Here is an 18,157-nt window from a genome sequence, read left to right on the forward strand (position 1 = left end):
TCTGGCTCATCCTTTTTTAAAAGTTAGATTTAATCAGGTAAATCAGTACCGGAAAGTGATCGCTGTAGCCATTAATAAAAGTTCCCTCTACAAATGTCCTTAGCGGATAACCTTTGTTACTTCGGGCGCGCCTGCCTAGTTTACCTTCCTGATCTACTAAAAATGGTTTATTAAACACTTCTGCCTTCCAAAATCGCAATCCATCTGTATCTTTTTGCAAGAGAGTTTGCGAAACAATAATCTGGTCAAACATATTCCACCCGCCTTGGTAAGCAAGCGAACCTGCCCCTTTTTCTAACAGTTTCCACATCGGATTATACAAACCACCAACCGGCACATCATTCGCATTTTTTTTGGCATCCAATACTTTTTTCACACTGACATCAGTCGGATCGTCATTCAGGTCACCCATAAATATAATTTTTGCTTGTGGATCATTTTGTTGTAGTGAATCGATAACATGTCGTGAAATTAAAGCTGCTGCCTCTCGAAGATAAGAGGATTTGCTACCTCCAAAACGTGATGGCCAGTGCGCGACAATAATATGTACATTCTCGTCGGCCATCTTGCCTGATACGACTAGTTGATCACGCGATGGATAAGCTGACTCGTCTGGTAAAAGAAAAGGATAAACTCGGGAAGAAGCTACTTGAAACAATCTGGGATTATACAATAACGCCACATCGATACCACGTCGATCTGGCGAATCGTAATGCACAATCTGGTACTGCATATCTGCCATATTAGGTTGTGAAATCAGATCTTCCAATACTTTCCGATTTTCTATTTCTGCAACACCTAATACAGCCGGTCCTATCGGACTATGCTCTCGCGCAATCTGACTGATGGCATAAGACATATTGTTCAGCTTCTTCTGATATTTCTCCGGAGTCCAGCGCAATTTACCTTTTGGTGTAAATTCATCATCACCCGCGTTAGTAGGATCATCTTCCGTATCAAACAAGTTTTCCAGATTATAAAATGCTGCAGCATAAACACGGTACTGCTTAGATTGCGCCGTGACTGTACATTCATTTCCCAAAAAACAAAATAAAAAGCCTAATACAATCCAGACACTTTGCATCTTCATTTTATCCATTTCATATTTCAATTATTTATCCGGCGTTAGTATGATCGGCGGACCGCCACCTGCACCGGTAGACTGAGCTGTAATTCGAATATTGTCTATCCTAAAACCGACTTTATTGGCTGTTCCAAGAGATATAAATTCTATGGATAAGTTTTCTCTCGCAGGAATACTTTCAAGCACCACCGTGCGATATACATTGTTATCATCCGCTGCGCTGGAGATTGGAACGCTCGGCACATCTATAGTTACTCCATTTACTACGACTTGAATAACGTTGAGATTACTCGCCGTTTCTGCTTCAAACAAATTGGCCGCCAGTTCATAACTTAAGGTAAGTTGGCTTCGTCCCAAAGTATTGATTCCCGTGATATTTAATTGTGCGTTGCGATTCGCTGGAAACCATACGTGTGCACCGCTCTGCAAACCTACCAAACTACGAATATCGGCCGCTCCGGTCGGGTCGCTATATAAGACAGGAGGACTCATATCGAAATCGTTGAATGCATTAATTAATGGCCTATTGCCTGCCGGATAATTTCCATTTCCAAACGTTTCTTGGAAAACCACTTCCGCATCTGGATTGATCGGCGGACCTGTCTCTGGTGGTCTGCCATCAAAATTGCGCACATCATTGAGCGAGCGAAGTAGCAGTTGCCAACTGCCATTGAACCGGCCAAGCATTCCAATCACGGTACCATAACCGACCGGCAGTCGATCTGCCGAGAAACTCGCAAACTGACTAGTTCGCACATCCAAAGTATTTCCCGCCGCATTTCGAATAGGTTCATTAGTCGTCAGGTTGTTCGTCACAAAGAAATTTTCTCCACCACGCACGAAGTACACGCTATCTATCTGCACAAGCATATTTACCATGCTTTCATTGAGGTTGTTCAGGCTTACTCGTGTGGGGATTGCTCTTGAGGCATCTGGCCAACCGTTGCGACTGGCTCTTTGCTGAAAGTTCTCCCAACTTATACGGTTTGCATTTGTCTCCGCATAGCCGATCTGCAATTCGCCACCAAAGCGTACGACATAAAGCCCTTCAAGATTCACGAACACTTCTTGCCCTACAGCATAGGTATTGGCAATATTGAATTGTGCTACGCCAAAGTTGATCGCACCGGTAGGATCTTCCAGATAAACTTGCTGAAAAATATTTCCGCTAATATCACTGCTGGTGACTATCGCTCGGAGAATCCAAGATTCATTAATACGCAAAGGCACCGTATTGACATTGGCGTATCTCGCCTTCACTTCAGCAATAGTAATATTGGCCGGAGGCCAATCATATTGTGGCATTTGCAATGGCGGCGGCATATATTCTCGTTCACAACCAGCAATAAATAAGGCAAATAGTATGGATGCAGCGCTGTAAAGTATACTTTTAAATAGTGTCTTCATCATCAAATAGATAAGTTTAAAAACGATAACTCATGTTTAGAAAAAAGTTGCTGCCCTGCATATAAAAATACCGCGATGGAAAATCCCAAGTGGTTTGCGAAGTGTTACGCGCAATGCGTCCCTGTTCAAAACCTCCCGTTCGAATCGAGGTATCGTTCAATATATTGTTGGCCATCAATTGTACATTGATTGAATTTCTATTTTTGAGGTATACAATTTTAGAAATCGACAGATCAACCGTATAGCCTCCAGAAAATCGTTCCTGCTCTGTTATGTTTTGATACACTTGCGCATCAGTTGGGTTCGTGGGATTTAATCCTTGGACAGCAGATTCTAGACGACGAATGGGTGCAATCTCTATGTATGTGCGATCAAACCCGTTCACATAAGCATTGAAAAACCAGTAATTATAAAAATACCGAACGCCTAATACCCCTGCTGTTTGCGGCACACCGCCAACATAGTAGTTTTTCAAATAAACTGTTTCTTGTAAATTATTGAACAAACCATTCTCGGCATCCATGGTGCCCAAGGGATTGTTGGCATAATAAAACTCTGCCCATGTTCCCATTGCATTGATGGCCCAACTGGAATTTATACTATACGTTAAACCAATTTCTGCACCGCGATGTACCATATCCAGCCCTGTCATGGCATGATTGACAAATGTGCGCTGTACATCTTCGAAATACGTGACGCGACTAATCTGATCATAGAAATTGGTTTGATAAATAGATACTCGGCCTGAAAGATTTTTGGTAGCGAAATTATAATTCAAGTCCGAAGCAAAGACTTTTCCACTTTCGAGACCGCCCAATACCGCATCTCGAAAACGTGGAGAAATGTATGCATTATTGGGCAAAGGCGCCTCCGTCATATAATTGGTATTGGCCGATATAAAGTGGCGACCTTGGAGCTTGTAGGTCATACCCGCCTTCAAACTGTAGTCTACAAACTCATGACTTCGTCCTCGACCCAACGACTCGTCGGGAAAGCGCCCATTTTGCATATTGCCTTCTCGCAAAAAGCTGGTATAGCTGAGTCTCGTCCCGTAGTAGAAGTCTATTTGCCGACTGCTATGCTCGTTGACCAACCATAGGTTAGCTGATTTGATATACGTATCAAAGTCATACTCGAACCGGTCGCCAACTACTACCTGACGATTGGGGTTTTGCAAATCATTTTGCAATATGTTTTCATTACCACGGAAGTCATTTTCAGCAAATCGATCCACATCAAGCACAAAGCTCGCCCCCAGCAAATCATTGACGGTATTGAATTGGCTGGACAAAGTATATCGTCCACTTAGTCCCACCGTGAGTTTGGCATTGTCGCTCCATTGCTTATTCAGTGTGGTATTGAGGTTGGTTTCGTACAGATCGCTTCTGCGCTCTTGAACCATGTATGCAGCTCTGCCACCACCATAAAAGACATTTAACTGGTTGGCTTCATACAATTGATCCCAATTGATTTGCGTGAATGAGGGATCGCCACTTTGCCAAAGATTGGTGTATAGCGCAAAATCATCAGGACTATTACTGTGGTAAGAGGGAATGTAGCGGTAATAATCTGGTCGCGGATCGGCCGCATTAAACCAATTAAGGGCAGTACTGCCATATCTGCCATAGTGAAAACCCACACCAGTAATCAAACGAGTTTTGGGATCAATTTTCCAATCGTGCGAAAGTATAGCGGTTGGGTCGAATGCGTTAACCATACGCGAATTGCGCATTTCACCATTCTGAAAACCCCAGTTAGGACTGTACAAATTATCGTCCACCAAATCGGCTACTTCTTGAAAAGTGCCGCCTTGCATACCACGTACAACCGGCGAACCAAAAGTGACTAAGGACAAACTATGATGACCATTTTCCCACTGTTTTTCTACGCCCAAATAATACGCTATATTATTGTACGTTGTTCCTGGAAGAGCGCCTTCGTCGGCGTATCGACCACCAATAGAACCAGATATTGCCCAGCCATTGTCCTGGATGCCTGTCGAATACGTCGCCATCATCCGCGCGAAATAAGACCCTCTGTTGGTGTAAGAAGTCGTTACTTTGCCGCCTTTGGCATAGTTCCCGGCGCGCATATTGATATTTTCGACGCCACCAAGCGACCCGAATGAAAAATCACCGGTCAAATTATTGTTGATAACTGATCCAGAACGGGTCAAATCATTGAGCGCTCCCAAAGCCGCAAAATTGAATACGCCGCGCAGCTGATCGTTGAACAACACCCCATTAAGATAGGTTTGCCTTTGTACGTTGTTGTAACCGCGTATCCGAAATCGAAAGGGAAATAATTGAAACGCCGCCAGATTGAGGTACGGATCGTTTGATAATACTAGCGTGGGACTTACTCCCTGCGCTACCGTCTCAAAATCATCCTCCACGAGTTCTTCTGAAATAAGTCCGACTAAAGCGTTATTAATTTCTTGGTTTATTTCTAACGGTTTAATCATGATATCACCCAATGCCGTATTTCCTTCAATCATCACATTTATTGCGCGTGGTTGTATCAATGCGGACTTTAGCAAAAGCTGATCTTCTCCAGCCAGTAGATCCAGAAATAGGAACTCACCAGCATCATCAGTTACGATGCTTTGGTTATTATTTTCTAATAGCAACACAACGTTCGCAACAATAGCACCCGTGTGCTCTTCTATTACACGTCCCGATAATTGATGCGTTTTTATCTCTTGAGCAAAAGTGACCGTACAGGCCATTACATGAATAAATAATAAGCTGATTAGCCATCGCTTCATAGAAATTCGTTCGTTTAGATAAGTTTATTAATTGATTTCATTTACACAGCACATGAAGATCAAAACACGTCGTCGTGTACTGTGTAAAATGCATCTCACCGTGTTCCATATAGCCGAACGTTATCGACTCGGATACCTACAGTATTTCCTGTGTTCGTAGTAGCATTGAATGTAGACACCAACTGAAGTATGCTATTTGCTGCCCCAACCGTAGTCAATGGAATTGATACAGGCACAAAACCATTATTAGTTGTAAAGACGATTGGCGGAAGGGAATAAGAGACACCATTAAAATTGATAGTAATGATATTATTATCTACGTTTTGAGCATTGCCCAAAGCGGCAGCTGATGCTGCGATGTCAAAAGTCAATCGGAGATTCGTGGCATTGGCAGCATCCAAACCAGCCGCTTGGAAAGTGACATTACGATTAGCTGGCAACCACAAACTCGGTGATATTGTAGCTGTAGATCGAATATCTCCAAAACCGACATCTGCGCCCACGTTGCTGTAAGTGATGGCACCATTTGTAAAACCTGCAGCGGTATATCCGTTGTAATTACCAATCAATGCGGTATTGATCGTAGGCGTGATACCGAATAATTCTTCGTACAAAAGCTGTTCTACACCTGGTCCAATCGGTGCACCTTCATCGGGCAATAAAGTGAAGGGATCTCCTAACACGTCAATCCAATCTGCGACTTCACTTTGCTGTACTTCTACTTCCACAAGCCCTTGCCCATTCCCTTGCAATAGCACATTGTACGTGTATCTCGTCCCTGGAGCATAAATCACTCCTGCTGGGATGGCGGTGGTAAATGAAGTATTCCCAGCGGTAAAAGTAATCGTTTGCCCTCCCATCTCACCAGGCAGTAATATAGCTTCGGCAATGCTTCCATTTGGGTACACATGCGCAGCAATATTAGCTGGAGAAGAATTACCACTTAAGAGTGCATTGGCCAAATCGAAGGAAGCTCGTGTATTAATATTATTAAACCGCACTTCTAATCCAGTCAATGCGATTCCGCTACCTGTAATATTGAATACCACTTTTGACAGTTCATGTCGAAACAACAAATTTGGCATATTAGCTATACCTGAACCGTCTATCTCCGTGGCGCTTGCCCGTAACAAATCGATAGCTCTCAAGTCGGATTGATCTGCTACGTTGATGAAGTACGATGTACTGACTCCATCTTGATACGGATGATAGGCCACAAAGTCAACACGGCCTTGTCCCGGAAAGAAAATCCGCTCCGAGTTTTCTTGTGCGCGGAATACATCCGAAGTTCCAAATACATATCTTCTGTTTGGCGTCTGAGTTTGCGACAATGTCTGTCCAGTTGTAAACATAAAAACGCCAATCGCATCATCTGTTTCAAAAGTATTACCCACACCCGTGCTCGCTTGTACTTGTGGGACAATAGATGCTCGAAACTGTACTTCACCGTCCATTCTTTCCAGTTCTTGATCTGTTTTTTTGCAAGAACCAACACTTAGCATCAGCAACGCTAATACAAAAAGTGTAACATTCGTTTTAATCATAACATTGCCTATTAAATAATCTCTATCATTGCTATTTATTGCCAAAAGGAAGTGTTAACACGCTGCTTTACCAGATTGGGAATAGATGGGAAAAAGACAAAGCCCGTTTCTCTTTCTAACTCCTCGACCGATATGCTGTGTTGCGTAAAATCATTATTTGCTGGCTGTACATTGTCCAATTTGTATGCGATAGTCTCATACGAATCGCCCGTCCGAGCCGCAATCGCTTTGTAGTAATATTTGGGTCTAGCCACACGCGAACCTGTATTGTCAGTTACGAACTCGACCACTGGATCTGAGGTGCTGGTAGCCATCGCGCCAGTAACGACATAAAGCGTGTCCGTACGATTAATCCAAGTGCGGACACGATTTTCCAAATTTGCCCACAAACCCTGGTTCAGTCGCGAGTGCTGTGGCGTCATATTAGAAAAGTAAAATGTGGTGGCATTTGCTTGGATAGTCACCGTGCGATCGGCACTTGGGATTTGATGACCACGATCCACATTTGCAATTCCAAATCCCCTAAATAAATTAGATTGAAACGCCATATTGATAAGTGGATCAGATCCCCAAGCATCTGATCTACCTGATGTACCTAGATAGGAAGCGTGCAATGGATATGCGACCCAATACGCCATTTTGTATTCTGTATCATAAAGCAAAGAATAATTGCGCGTAGCAGGATTTCCCGGCATCATATGTGTGACATAAAGTGTGTTAGATCTGCCCTGTGGAATCTCCGGAGTTTCGAAGTAAATTCGAGGTGGCGCTGGGTTTACGATTTCTTCGCCGTCTCCCAACACAATATCATACTCGTAGCGATATCCCTTTTGAAATACGCTGTCAGTTGGAAGTTCCCAACGGTATTCTCTTCCGTTCGCTAAGGTGAACACAAACTGTTGTGCGTTGGTCAATTCTTGCGAAAAAATGGTTACTTCTAGTAATCGACTAAGTGCGCCGCGTTCTGTAATAAGTGGTTGGATGTCTTGAATCGAGTTGCTCGCTGTCGAAAGCGATTCTTCTCTGAAATCATAAAATCCTTTGGTGCGCATACCGCGCAGTGCAGCGCGTAACCCTTGCATCGAGATACCACCCGACCCGCTGATGTTAATTTGTATCTTGGCCAACTGTCTTTCGAAAATCAATTTTGGGGCTTGTATCGCACTAGAAACAGAAGATAAGTTGCTAGAAACCATAAAATCCAGATCTGCCTGCTTACTTTGGTCACTTAAATCAATGTCAAATCGGTAGTCTGACAATTGTCTGCGGAAAGGATAGTAAGCTATGATATCGATATACTGTCCTGCTGGATATTGAACCGATAAGTCCTCGGAGCGAAATAGGCCATTTCCGTTGGTCACGAAACGTTTATTATCAATTCCTTCCACTATATTGTTCACATTTATGGGATTTTCAGATCGCTTTGCGATGACACCAATATCTTGACTTTGATTTAATCCCACCGCTGCTTGCTGTGGCATCACCGCTCTCACCTCCGTACCGAACTGCATCTCTTGCCGGATAGATACATTATCAGACTTAGAACAAGATACTAATACAATAAACGCTATAAATATGGTACAAGAAACATTTAAGTTAAATTTCATAAACGGGAAGTAAACCAAATTGCTTTAATTGAAGTTATTATTACAATTAAATTAATAAAATAACCCGAAAGCAAATATAGTTGAATCATATATTCATTTATTTAAGAAAACATTACCCTAATGTTAACTATTTATAACCTACTCGACATAGTAAGACAAGTTCTATGACAAAATATAGATAGGAGCGCAGGCGAGGTATTAAATAGACTGCATACATATTTACAATAGGCGAAAAGAAGTCTGAGATTTAGCTTCTAAAATTTAACAGTCTAAGAGAATTGACAACATGGAAGTTGCTCTACCAAAATCTGTCGAAATACGATGTAAAATGTTTTCCATGACAGGATTGATTTTTTAATAAAAATTGTATCTTGCGCCTTGTTTTCAAGAAACAAGTATAAAACAGTTAAATCAAGCAATTAACAACATCAAATAGATAAATATGGGATTAATGAGCTATTTACGAAGCCGTGCCGGCCTAGTGATATTCGTTATTGGATTAGCAATTGTAGCATTTTTGTTAGGTGACGTCATCAATTACGGAACACCATTTTGGATGAAGAGCCAAAACGAAGTCGGTAGCGTCAATGGAGAAGGTATCGATTACCAATCCTTCAATGTGCAAGTAGATCAGGCAGTAGCTGGCTTTCAGCAGCAAATGGGCGGCGGAAGCTCTCCACAGATGCGTAGCTATGCTGTGCAACAAGTATGGAATCAGTATATCTCTGAAGAATTACTAAAACAAGAGATCGAGAAAATCGGCATTACCGTCGGTAAAGATGAGTTGAATAGCTTAGTGTTTGGAGAAAATCCATCATTACAGATCTTACAACAATTTACCAATCCACAGACAGGTCAATTTGATAAAAATCAAGTAGCCATGGTGAGCAGCGAAGCGAAAAACAACCCAGAGCTAGCCTCCCAATGGGAAGCTTTGTTGGAAGGTATTCGTGCGCAACGTCTCAACGAGAAATATTCAAATCTCGTTTCAAGCAGCATCTACACCACAGCGTTAGAGGCTGAGCAAGAACATAGCTCACGCAACAAGATTGCGAACTTTAAGTACGTGATGTTGGATTATGCATCGGTGAAAGATGCAGAGATCAAATTGTCGGATAGCGATTATAAAGAATACTACGATAAAAGAAAGAAATCATTCAGAAATACAGAAGAAGTTCGCTCGTTAGAGTACATCACTTTCGATGCTAGACCAACAGCAGCCGACACAGCAATGATTGTTTCTGAAGTGAATCAATTAAAATCGGATTTGCAAAACTCAACTACCGAAGAGCAATTCGTAGCGAGTACTTCCGAAACAAAATATCCAGTTCGTTACTACAGCCGCAATCAGCTAAATCCCGCATTAGATTCGGTAGTTTTCAATGCTGCTAGCGGCACCGTAGTCGGCCCATTCTTAAGTGGCAATGTATACGAAATCGCCAAAGTATTGGATACCAAATTCAGTCCAGACTCGGTAGAAGCAAGTCATATCTTGTTGAACCCGGTAGCAGAAGGTGGTGTAGAGCAAGCAAAAGCAAAAGCAGATTCAATCAAGCAATTGATCCAACGTGGCGAGAGCATTGCTGGTTTGGCGGTAGAATTCAGCGTAGATGAAGGCAGCAAAGTAAATGGCGGTAGCTTAGGCACATTCACTCGTGGCCGTATGGTTCCTGCTTTTGAGGAAGCAGCATTCGATGGTAAAGCAGGCGATGTAGTCGTAGTAGAATCAGATTTTGGCATTCATGTAATTAAAATTGAGCGTCAAATTGGTAACTCTAAAATCGTAAAAACAGCGATTATCGACAAAGCGATCGTAGCAGGTCGTGCAACACAAGATGCTGCTTATGCGAAAGCTAATGCCTTCTACTCAGAAGCAGATAAGAAAAACTTTAAAGAAGTAGCGAGCAAACACGGTCTGAACGTAGAAACTTCTGCGCGCACGCTAGCGATGGATGGCACCCTAAATGGAACCGAAGTACCACGCGAATTACTACGTTGGGCTTTCGGAGCGAAGCAAGATGAGATTTCAGATAAAGTATATGAATCTGAAAGCCACTACATCGTAGCTCGCGTAACAGGCATCCAAGAAAAAGGCATTCAGCCGTTGGAAGCCGTGAAACCTGAAATCGAACCTGCGGTTCGTAACATGGTAAAAGCTAGAATGTTGAAAGAGAAATTGAACAACGCGATCACCGGTTCATCTTCTATCGAGCAGATCTCCCAAAAAGTAGGCAAAAACGTACAAACTGTAGAGAATGTTGTATTTGCCAACCCGGTAATTCCTGGTATTGCATTAGAGAATGCGGTGGTAGGTACTGTATTTGGCTTGCAGCCAAACAAACCATCTGCAGCAATCGAAGGCAACCAAGGTGTGTACGCAGTACAAGTAATTGGCTTCGTAAACCCAAAAGCTTTGTCTGGAGATGACTTGAACAAGCAACAACGCCAGATGATGACGACCAATACACAGCGTGCTTGGGGCGGTATCTTTAGAGCACTACAAGACAACGCGAAGATTGATGACAATCGCATTAGATTCTATTAGGATATAATAACTAGATTTGTAGCTGGACATATATATGATATGTCCAGCTTTTTTATTTTTAAGATTATGGAGATACAAGAAACTATCGTAAATAAGGTCGCACAGAGCGGTTTGATGACCGTAGATCTTGCGCACTTCGCCCCGCAACAGGATATCGTAACCTACGATATCAAGGACAACCTGTTTCATGGATTAATTTTGAAAGAAAAAGATTTCCGTGATTTCATAAAGAACAACGATTGGTCTACATACACAGACAAGCACGTTGGTATTATTTGCTCTACCGATGCCATTGTACCTACATGGGCCTACATGTTATTATCTACCAAGCTTACACCAATTGCGGCATCAGTACATTTCGGCGATGCGGAAAGTGTGCGCGGAAACCTATTTCGTGACGAGCTTGTCAACTTAGATTATACCAAGTTTGAAGACCAGCGCGTCGTGGTAAAAGGATGTGGCGATATCCCTATTCCGACCGAAGCATTCGTGACTTTTACCGGGAAACTTACCCAAATTGCTAAAAGTGTCATGTATGGTGAGCCTTGCTCTACCGTTCCTGTATTCAAACGAAAATCTTAAACCATCCCCCTTCATGCAGGTCTAAAAAGCTATGAGAAGAACGTTAGCCACATTTATTTTAACCTGCCTGATAGCGACGCTGTCACTTGCACAGCAACTCCCCTATTTATCTGAGTCAACGTTTCAAGGTGGCGAAAAACTACGTTACAAACTCAAGTACGGGATTTTGAGTGCTGCCTCGGCCTATTTACAGGTAAGTGATTCTAACTTAAAATTTGGCCCAGACCCAACTTTTCGCCTATTTGCCAGTGGTGCTACATCGGGTGCATTCTCCTTATATACCGTCAAAAACAAATACGAGTCGTATATCAACAAGAGAAACTATCTTCCCTATTTGTATGTTGAAAATATTCAAGAAGGTAGTTACAGCAGAGAAGAGTATGCATCGTTTGATCATAAAAATCATACCGTTACCGGCAAAAAAGGCACTTTCAAAAGTAGTAAACCACAATTCTTTGACTTAGTATCGGCCTATTATTTCGCACGTAATCTAGACTTTTCCAAACTAAAAAAAGGAGATAAATTTGATATTAACTACTTTTTGAGTAGTGGTATTTCCGAGCTGAGTGTGGAGTATATTGGTGTGGAGAAAATAAAAACAGCACTCGGCACACTCGAATGTATTAAGTTAAGTCCAGAGATATCCCCAGGTCGTATTTTCAAAAAGGATAGTAAACTGTATCTTTGGGTCACAAATGATGGAAACAGAATCCCGGTGAAAGCCCATGTAGAGATTCTGATCGGATCAGTGACGTTAGAATTGGTAAGTGCCGAGGGTTTAAAATACAAATTGGGACAGCGCGCCAGCTATTCAAAATAAATAAGACCATGATTGAAGTAGGTAATGTCCTCGTAAATGAAGATGTAATCAACAACGACTTCGTTTGCAACCTCAACAAGTGCAAAGGAATCTGTTGTGTAGAAGGTGATTCGGGCGCGCCCCTGCTCGCCCGTGAAATAGATATATTAAAAGAAATATATCCAAAGGTAAAGCCTTACATGACCGAAAAAGGCATCGAAGCCGTGGAACAACAAGGTACACACGTAGTGGACATGGATGGCGATCTGACGACTACATGTGTAGATGGCAACAAAGAATGCGCATATGTTATGTGGGAAAATGGTATGACCAAATGCGCCATCGAAAAAGCACATGAAGATGGTGTCGTAGATTGGAAAAAACCGATTTCTTGCCACTTGTATCCAATTCGCACCACACATTACCCATCGTTCGATGTGCTAAATTACGACCGTTGGTCGATCTGTAGCGACGCTTGTACTTTTGGTAAGGAATTGGGTGTGCCTGTGTACAAATTTCTAAAAGATCCACTCATCAGAGAGTACGGTGAAGCATGGTACGAAGAGTTGGAAAATGCAGTAAATTCTAACGTATAATTTTTAGTATTTTTACCGTAGAACTGTAACCGTTGGACAATTATTATTCGGTTTTATAACCTATTCATGCTAACACTTGACGTAATACAAGAACCCATTGCTGAACACCTGAAACGCTTTGAAAAAACCTTCAAAGCATCCATGCAAAGTTCAGTACCCTTACTGGATCGGGTTACTCAATATATCCTGAAAAGGAAAGGAAAACAAATGCGACCAATGTTCGTTTTCCTATCTGCAGGACTCACAGGAAGTATCACAGAATCCACCTACCGAGGCGCATCATTGGTAGAGCTATTGCACACCGCATCATTGGTACACGATGACGTGGTCGACGATGCATACGAGCGTCGGGGTTTTTTCTCGGTCAATGCTTTGTGGAAAAACAAAGTAGCTGTATTGGTAGGTGATTTCTTGTTGTCCAAAGGCATGTCTTTATCGGTGAAACATGATGAGCTCAACTTGCTCAAGATCATGTCGAATGCCGTAGAGGAAATGAGCGAAGGCGAATTGCTCCAAATTGAGAAAGCGCGCAAGCTGGACATCAAAGAGCCGATCTACTTTGAGATTATCCGCAAGAAAACAGCTTCTTTGATTGCATCTTGTTGTGCTTGTGGCGCATCATCTGCCGACGCATCTGAAGAAACGATCAAAAGATTGCATCTCTTTGGAGAAAAGGTAGGCATCGCCTTCCAGATCAAGGACGATCTGTTTGATTTTGGCGTAGATGATGTAGGCAAGCCTGTTGGCAACGACGTGAAGGAGAAGAAAATGACGCTTCCGCTGATATTAGCTTTGCAGGAAACTGATTCTAAAGAAAAAAGAAGGATCATCAACCTCGTGAAAAACCACAATGAAGATCGAGCAAAAATCGCCGAAGTGGTCGAATTTGTGCGTAGCAGCAATGGTTTGGAGATGGCAACCGAGCGCATGTTACAATATCAGCAAGAAGCATTTGATATCTTGGCAGAATTTCCAGACAGTGTGTACAAGACTGGGTTGGAGCAATTAGTGCGATACACGACAGAACGTAATAAATAAATATGAGCCACGAATTGCTGTTTTTTGGAGGATTTATACTTTTTATCATCCTCATGTTAGCTATCGATCTAGGGTTGTTTGCCAAAGGCAACAAACCGATCAGCTTAAAATCCGCCACCATCATGAGTTTGGTCTGGATTTCCTTCGCCTTGGGCTTTGGCCTCATCCTTTATTTCTGGGGGCACGAATTGCATAGCATTGTCGATATGGCGACGCTGAAAGACGTGGTTCATCGGCATTCGCACAATATCGAAATCGTAGAAAATAGCTTCGATGCAAGTATCGCGATATACAACCGCAACCTCAGCTTAGAATACCTAACCGGTTATGTGGTAGAATATGCCCTATCTGTCGATAATATCTTTGTGATGGTGTTGCTGTTCTCCTCTTTTGGCATCCCCGAAAAATACTACCACAAAATCTTAGTTTGGGGCATTATTGGCGCCATTCTCTTACGTTGTATATTCATTTTTATTGGCGCGGCGCTAATCGCAAAATTCGGATGGATTCTTTATCTATTTGGCGCATTCTTGGTGTATACCGGCATCGTAATGTACATCAAACGGAATGAAGAGGAAGAAGTAGATCCTAAAAGCCACCCTGTGGTCAAGTTTGCTTCCAAATACTTCAAGGTAACGCACGAAACAGAAAGTGGTAAATTCTTCGACATCAAAAACGGAGTGCGCTACATGACGCCATTATTTTTGGTATTGCTCGTGATCGAATTTACGGATTTGATCTTTGCGGTGGATTCAATCCCTGCGATTTTCTCGGTTACGCAAGATCCCTACATTGTCTTCTTTTCTAACATATTTGCCGTTTTAGGACTGCGATCCATGTTTTTCCTGTTGGTCAATATCATTCACAAGTTTCATTACCTCAAGGTCGGACTGGCCTTCTTACTCGTATTTATCGGTGTAAAGATGTTGCTACATGATTGGTTGCACAGCTGGGGATTCGAAACTGTTCACTCGTTGATCATCATCATTGGTATATTGGCTATCAGCATTATAGCTTCGCTGATGTTTCCGAAAAAGGTGGAAGGTGATCCGATGAGTAGGCCGTAATATCAGTTTATAGTTTCGTTCATAATGTATAAATTCGTGCTGATTACTAAACACGACTAAATCATGAACGTAAACAAATCGATTGTACTGTCGCTGGGTCTATTTATAGGCACATTAGGCGTGCAGGCACAAGATAATCTGATCAATTCTATCAAGGGCAATGCAAGTGAAAACAGCAAGGCTGCATTTCAATTTACTGATGTCATTAATCTAGAGAATACGCCGATCAGAGACCAAGGATCTACAGGTACTTGTTGGTCGTACTCTGGAAACTCATTTTTGGAATCGGAAATGATTCGTATGGGCAAAGCTCCTGTAGAGATTTCACAGATCTATACGGCGCGCCAAACGTATATCGAGAAAGCGAAAAACTATGTGAGACTGCACGGCGACCAAGCGCAAGGTGAAGGTGGCCAAGTACACGACGTATTAACGATCTTCAAGAAATATGGAGCTGTTCCTCAAGAAGTATATAGCGGCTTACAAGAAGGTCAGACGCGCAACAACTTCGGTGAAATGACCCCGATTTTGCACAACATGACCGAAAATGTAGCGAAGTCTAAAAAACCCAATCCAACGTGGCTTCAAGCTTATACAGGCGTACTGGATGCATACTTAGGCAAAGTTCCTGAAAACTTCAATTTTCAAGGTAAAAACTATACGCCACGTACCTTTGCCGATCAGGTTATTGGTATCAAACCGGCAGATTATGTAGCTATCTCTTCTTTTGAGGCTTATCCTTACTATGAGTCTTTCGTTTTATTGATTCCTGACAACTGGTCTTTCGAAAGTTTCCACAATGTGCAGATCAACGATCTGACGGATATTATCGATCAGGCCTTAAACAAAGGTTTCACCGTAGCTTGGGCTACCGATGTGTCGGAGAAGAGTTTTAGCTGGCGCAATGGTGTAGCGTATGTACCTGAGAAAGCAGTAGAAAAGATGAATGCCGCGGAGCAAGCAGAAATGTTTAATGGCCCTAAAGCAGAACCAACAATTACTCCAGCGCAACGTCAGGCAGCGTTTGACGATTATTCAACTACTGACGATCACGGAATGCATATCGTTGGCACAGTAAAAGATCAAAATGGCAAAGAATATTACACCGTGAAAAACTCTTGGGGCGAGTCCAACGACTACAAAGGGTATATGTATGTGACGAAAGAGTTTGTGCGCTACAAAACCATTTCTTTGTTGCTTCACAAAGATGGTATTGCCAAAAGCATGAAAAAGAAATTGAACATCTAGCGGAACCTTCAAAACAGTATGTTTCAATCAAAAGGGCGAGATAGCAATCACTATCCGCCCTTTTGATCATTAAAAAACATCTATCAACTTAAAATCGAATTGGAAGGAGATTTATCCCCATACTTTATAAACGATACGAGTTTTGCCTTCTTCAATACTTTTACGATAAGATTACGCTACCTTTTTTGATGTAACTTGGTTAAGTTCTTCTGGAATCGGACCTTCTTGAGAAGTCTCGCCCAATGATTGTACAACAACCTCCGGACTTACTACATTGATACGCCGCTGTCCCCGCGGCAATTCCATTGCAGCTACGTGCGCAAATTTTTCTAGTGCTGCATTGTCAACGAAGGTACAGATACCTCCAGAAAACGGAGGGTCAGTCATAATTCCGCTTGGTAATGGTAAAAGATCCACCGTCTTTAAGAACTGATTGAGCAGCCAATACCACATTTATCTGTCCTAAAACTTTGTTATTAATTCCTATAGCAAATAGTTCTGCCGTGAGACTTGTGATAAGACCGTAGCTTTGTTTCCCAGAAGCAATTATAATCGCAGCCAATTCGCCAGTTTTTTCAAACAGGGCTTTAACACTTTTAGGGTCAGAAATATCAACTTTAAAATCTCCAGAACTTCTACTTGCTGTCAAAATTTAGTTGCCTTCTTTCATATTTTCAATAACTGCGCGACGAATCAGTCCGCTAGCTCCAATGACTAATATTTTCATTTAATGCAATTTCCGTTATACTATTTTTCACGCAATAATAAGAGAAATATTTTCTTTACAAACATATTTTTTATATCTTAGAAAGATAATAATTCGCCATATATAATAGCAAAATCATCCCAGCAATAATTTTATCATTGCAGATCAAAGGGAAATAATAACCAATTATATCGTGTGCTATCGTGAATAGCGCCTGTCTAAAAACCTTTTTTATGAAGAGATTCAATCTATTATTCGTTCTGTTTTTTGCCGTACAGCATATCTTTGCTCAAGACTATGTGGATGTAGCAAAAGTGTCTTATTCCACTAATCAGATCAACTATCAAGGACAGGATGCTAGTTCGCGAATGAATGCGTTCGATGCCATGTTTCTTTCGCCATTGCAGATTGCGCCCGCCACTCACTTATTGCTAGGAGGAGATTTCAACCTACGTAGTTTAGAATTGAACAACAATGCCAAAGACAATACTTTTTACAACGCGATGCTGCGACTGGGGGTTTCCAGAGTATTCAACCAAGAGTGGAACGGTTACATTGCTGCTTTACCAAAGTTTGCTTCCGATTACGACAGTAATTTTGGATCCTCTTTTATGATTGGCGGACTGGCCATGCTGAAACGAGTTACGAATGAAAATCTGACTTGGAAAGTCGGCTTATATGGTTCGCAGGAAGCCTATGGATTTTTTGGAACACCTATTTTAGGTATTTTCTACCGCACTCCGAATGAAAAGCTAACTATTGACGCCTCTCTACCGCTATGGGCAGATGCCAATTATGCATTAAATGCTAGAAAAACCACCAGTGTAGGTTTAGATTTCGTGGCGATTCGCAGAAGTTTCTTTATGGGGCGGGATAATGTAGACCAGCGATATGTAGAAAACAACGAAATAAGTTTTACACCCTATTTTCAATATGCAGCTTTAGATTCTAAACTACTATTAAGATTGAAAGCCGGTTATTCAGCGACTGACTTTGGTCTCTACTCAGTAAACGATAACAAAATGACGGCTATTTCGGCACTAAACATCAACGACGACCGAACCCGGCTAAACCAACATATACGAGGGGGATTACAAGTAAAAATCGAAGCCACTATCCGAATAGGATCTAAAAGATAATGCATAACCTGTAGAAGAAGCCTTTAAA

The 18,157-nt window shown here is 42.0% G+C and carries 15 protein-coding genes; 8 read left to right on the forward strand and 7 right to left on the reverse strand.

Annotated features, from left to right (window positions below):
- Positions 1 to 16 precede the first annotated feature (16 nt).
- The 5 genes from AC3IRT_RS16175 to AC3IRT_RS16195 form a co-directional block, all read right to left on the reverse strand.
- Complete coding sequence (locus AC3IRT_RS16175; RefSeq protein ID WP_489394241.1) at positions 17 to 1,090, reverse strand: endonuclease/exonuclease/phosphatase family protein; 1,074 nt, start codon at positions 1,088 to 1,090, stop codon at positions 17 to 19.
- A gap of 21 nt (positions 1,091 to 1,111) precedes the next feature.
- Positions 1,112 to 2,494 (reverse strand): DUF5689 domain-containing protein, encoded by a 1,383-nt coding sequence (locus tag AC3IRT_RS16180; protein ID WP_489394242.1) that lies wholly within the window; start codon positions 2,492 to 2,494, stop codon positions 1,112 to 1,114.
- Positions 2,495 to 2,507: 13 nt separating this feature from the next.
- Positions 2,508 to 5,258 carry a TonB-dependent receptor gene (locus AC3IRT_RS16185; RefSeq protein WP_489394243.1) on the reverse strand — a complete coding sequence of 917 codons (2,751 nt, stop codon included), beginning with the start codon at positions 5,256 to 5,258 and terminating at the stop codon, positions 2,508 to 2,510.
- 95 nt (positions 5,259 to 5,353) lie between these two features.
- Positions 5,354 to 6,802: a fimbrillin family protein gene (locus AC3IRT_RS16190; RefSeq protein ID WP_489394244.1), complete on the reverse strand. Its 1,449-nt coding sequence runs from the start codon at positions 6,800 to 6,802 to the stop codon at positions 5,354 to 5,356.
- Positions 6,803 to 6,837: 35 nt separating this feature from the next.
- The gene (locus AC3IRT_RS16195) at positions 6,838 to 8,409 is read right to left on the reverse strand and encodes a DNA/RNA non-specific endonuclease (protein WP_489394245.1); all 1,572 of its coding nucleotides are present in this window, start codon (positions 8,407 to 8,409) and stop codon (positions 6,838 to 6,840) included.
- Between the two features lie 451 nt (positions 8,410 to 8,860).
- Between AC3IRT_RS16195 and AC3IRT_RS16200 the strand changes: the two genes are divergently transcribed.
- From AC3IRT_RS16200 to AC3IRT_RS16230, 7 genes are all read left to right on the forward strand, one after another.
- The gene (locus AC3IRT_RS16200) at positions 8,861 to 10,954 is read left to right on the forward strand and encodes a peptidylprolyl isomerase (RefSeq protein ID WP_489394246.1); all 2,094 of its coding nucleotides are present in this window, start codon (positions 8,861 to 8,863) and stop codon (positions 10,952 to 10,954) included.
- A gap of 66 nt (positions 10,955 to 11,020) precedes the next feature.
- Positions 11,021 to 11,536, forward strand: a complete 516-nt coding sequence (locus AC3IRT_RS16205; RefSeq protein WP_489394247.1) for a DUF2480 family protein — start codon at positions 11,021 to 11,023, stop codon at positions 11,534 to 11,536.
- A gap of 31 nt (positions 11,537 to 11,567) precedes the next feature.
- On the forward strand, positions 11,568 to 12,356 hold the full coding sequence (locus AC3IRT_RS16210) for a DUF3108 domain-containing protein (RefSeq protein ID WP_489394248.1): 789 nt from the start codon (positions 11,568 to 11,570) through the stop codon (positions 12,354 to 12,356).
- An 8-nt stretch (positions 12,357 to 12,364) separates the two neighbouring features.
- The gene (locus AC3IRT_RS16215) at positions 12,365 to 12,931 is read left to right on the forward strand and encodes a DUF3109 family protein (RefSeq protein ID WP_489394249.1); all 567 of its coding nucleotides are present in this window, start codon (positions 12,365 to 12,367) and stop codon (positions 12,929 to 12,931) included.
- A gap of 66 nt (positions 12,932 to 12,997) precedes the next feature.
- Positions 12,998 to 13,969, forward strand: a complete 972-nt coding sequence (locus AC3IRT_RS16220; protein ID WP_489394250.1) for a polyprenyl synthetase family protein — start codon at positions 12,998 to 13,000, stop codon at positions 13,967 to 13,969.
- A 2-nt stretch (positions 13,970 to 13,971) separates the two neighbouring features.
- Positions 13,972 to 15,036 (forward strand): TerC/Alx family metal homeostasis membrane protein, encoded by a 1,065-nt coding sequence (locus AC3IRT_RS16225; protein WP_489394251.1) that lies wholly within the window; start codon positions 13,972 to 13,974, stop codon positions 15,034 to 15,036.
- A 63-nt stretch (positions 15,037 to 15,099) separates the two neighbouring features.
- Entirely contained in the window at positions 15,100 to 16,284 is a 1,185-nt protein-coding gene (locus AC3IRT_RS16230; protein WP_489394252.1) for a C1 family peptidase, read from the forward strand.
- A 171-nt stretch (positions 16,285 to 16,455) separates the two neighbouring features.
- Here the strand turns inward: AC3IRT_RS16230 and AC3IRT_RS16235 are convergent, their stop codons facing one another.
- A complete protein-coding gene (locus AC3IRT_RS16235; protein WP_489394253.1) occupies positions 16,456 to 16,671 on the reverse strand; it encodes a hypothetical protein in 216 nt (71 codons plus the stop codon).
- Positions 16,664 to 16,933 (reverse strand): Rossmann-fold NAD(P)-binding domain-containing protein, encoded by a 270-nt coding sequence (locus tag AC3IRT_RS16240; RefSeq protein ID WP_489394254.1) that lies wholly within the window; start codon positions 16,931 to 16,933, stop codon positions 16,664 to 16,666. Before AC3IRT_RS16240 ends, AC3IRT_RS16235 begins: the two co-directional genes overlap by 8 nt.
- Positions 16,934 to 17,223: 290 nt before the next feature.
- Between AC3IRT_RS16240 and AC3IRT_RS16245 the strand changes: the two genes are divergently transcribed.
- Positions 17,224 to 18,129, forward strand: coding sequence for a hypothetical protein (locus AC3IRT_RS16245; RefSeq protein ID WP_489394255.1), 906 nt, complete (start codon positions 17,224 to 17,226; stop codon positions 18,127 to 18,129).
- Positions 18,130 to 18,157 lie beyond the last annotated feature (28 nt).

Source organism: Sphingobacterium sp. KH_072 (assembly GCF_057837975.1).

Bases quoted from the DNA above. Each gene is read 5' to 3' on its own strand.
- AC3IRT_RS16200 (WP_489394246.1), top strand. From the start codon at position 8,861: ATGAGCTATTTACGAAGCCGTGCCGGCCTAGTGATATTCGTTATTGGA.
- AC3IRT_RS16195 (WP_489394245.1), bottom strand. From the start codon at position 8,409: ATGAAATTTAACTTAAATGTTTCTTGTACCATATTTATAGCGTTTATT.
- AC3IRT_RS16210 (WP_489394248.1), top strand. From the start codon at position 11,568: ATGAGAAGAACGTTAGCCACATTTATTTTAACCTGCCTGATAGCGACG.
- AC3IRT_RS16190 (WP_489394244.1), bottom strand. From the start codon at position 6,802: ATGATTAAAACGAATGTTACACTTTTTGTATTAGCGTTGCTGATGCTA.
- AC3IRT_RS16175 (WP_489394241.1), bottom strand. From the start codon at position 1,090: ATGAAGATGCAAAGTGTCTGGATTGTATTAGGCTTTTTATTTTGTTTT.
- AC3IRT_RS16215 (WP_489394249.1), top strand. From the start codon at position 12,365: ATGATTGAAGTAGGTAATGTCCTCGTAAATGAAGATGTAATCAACAAC.
- AC3IRT_RS16225 (WP_489394251.1), top strand. From the start codon at position 13,972: ATGAGCCACGAATTGCTGTTTTTTGGAGGATTTATACTTTTTATCATC.
- AC3IRT_RS16235 (WP_489394253.1), bottom strand. From the start codon at position 16,671: ATGACTGACCCTCCGTTTTCTGGAGGTATCTGTACCTTCGTTGACAAT.
- AC3IRT_RS16245 (WP_489394255.1), top strand. From the start codon at position 17,224: ATGAAGAGATTCAATCTATTATTCGTTCTGTTTTTTGCCGTACAGCAT.
- AC3IRT_RS16230 (WP_489394252.1), top strand. From the start codon at position 15,100: ATGAACGTAAACAAATCGATTGTACTGTCGCTGGGTCTATTTATAGGC.
- AC3IRT_RS16180 (WP_489394242.1), bottom strand. From the start codon at position 2,494: ATGATGAAGACACTATTTAAAAGTATACTTTACAGCGCTGCATCCATA.
- AC3IRT_RS16205 (WP_489394247.1), top strand. From the start codon at position 11,021: ATGGAGATACAAGAAACTATCGTAAATAAGGTCGCACAGAGCGGTTTG.
- AC3IRT_RS16220 (WP_489394250.1), top strand. From the start codon at position 12,998: ATGCTAACACTTGACGTAATACAAGAACCCATTGCTGAACACCTGAAA.
- AC3IRT_RS16185 (WP_489394243.1), bottom strand. From the start codon at position 5,258: ATGAAGCGATGGCTAATCAGCTTATTATTTATTCATGTAATGGCCTGT.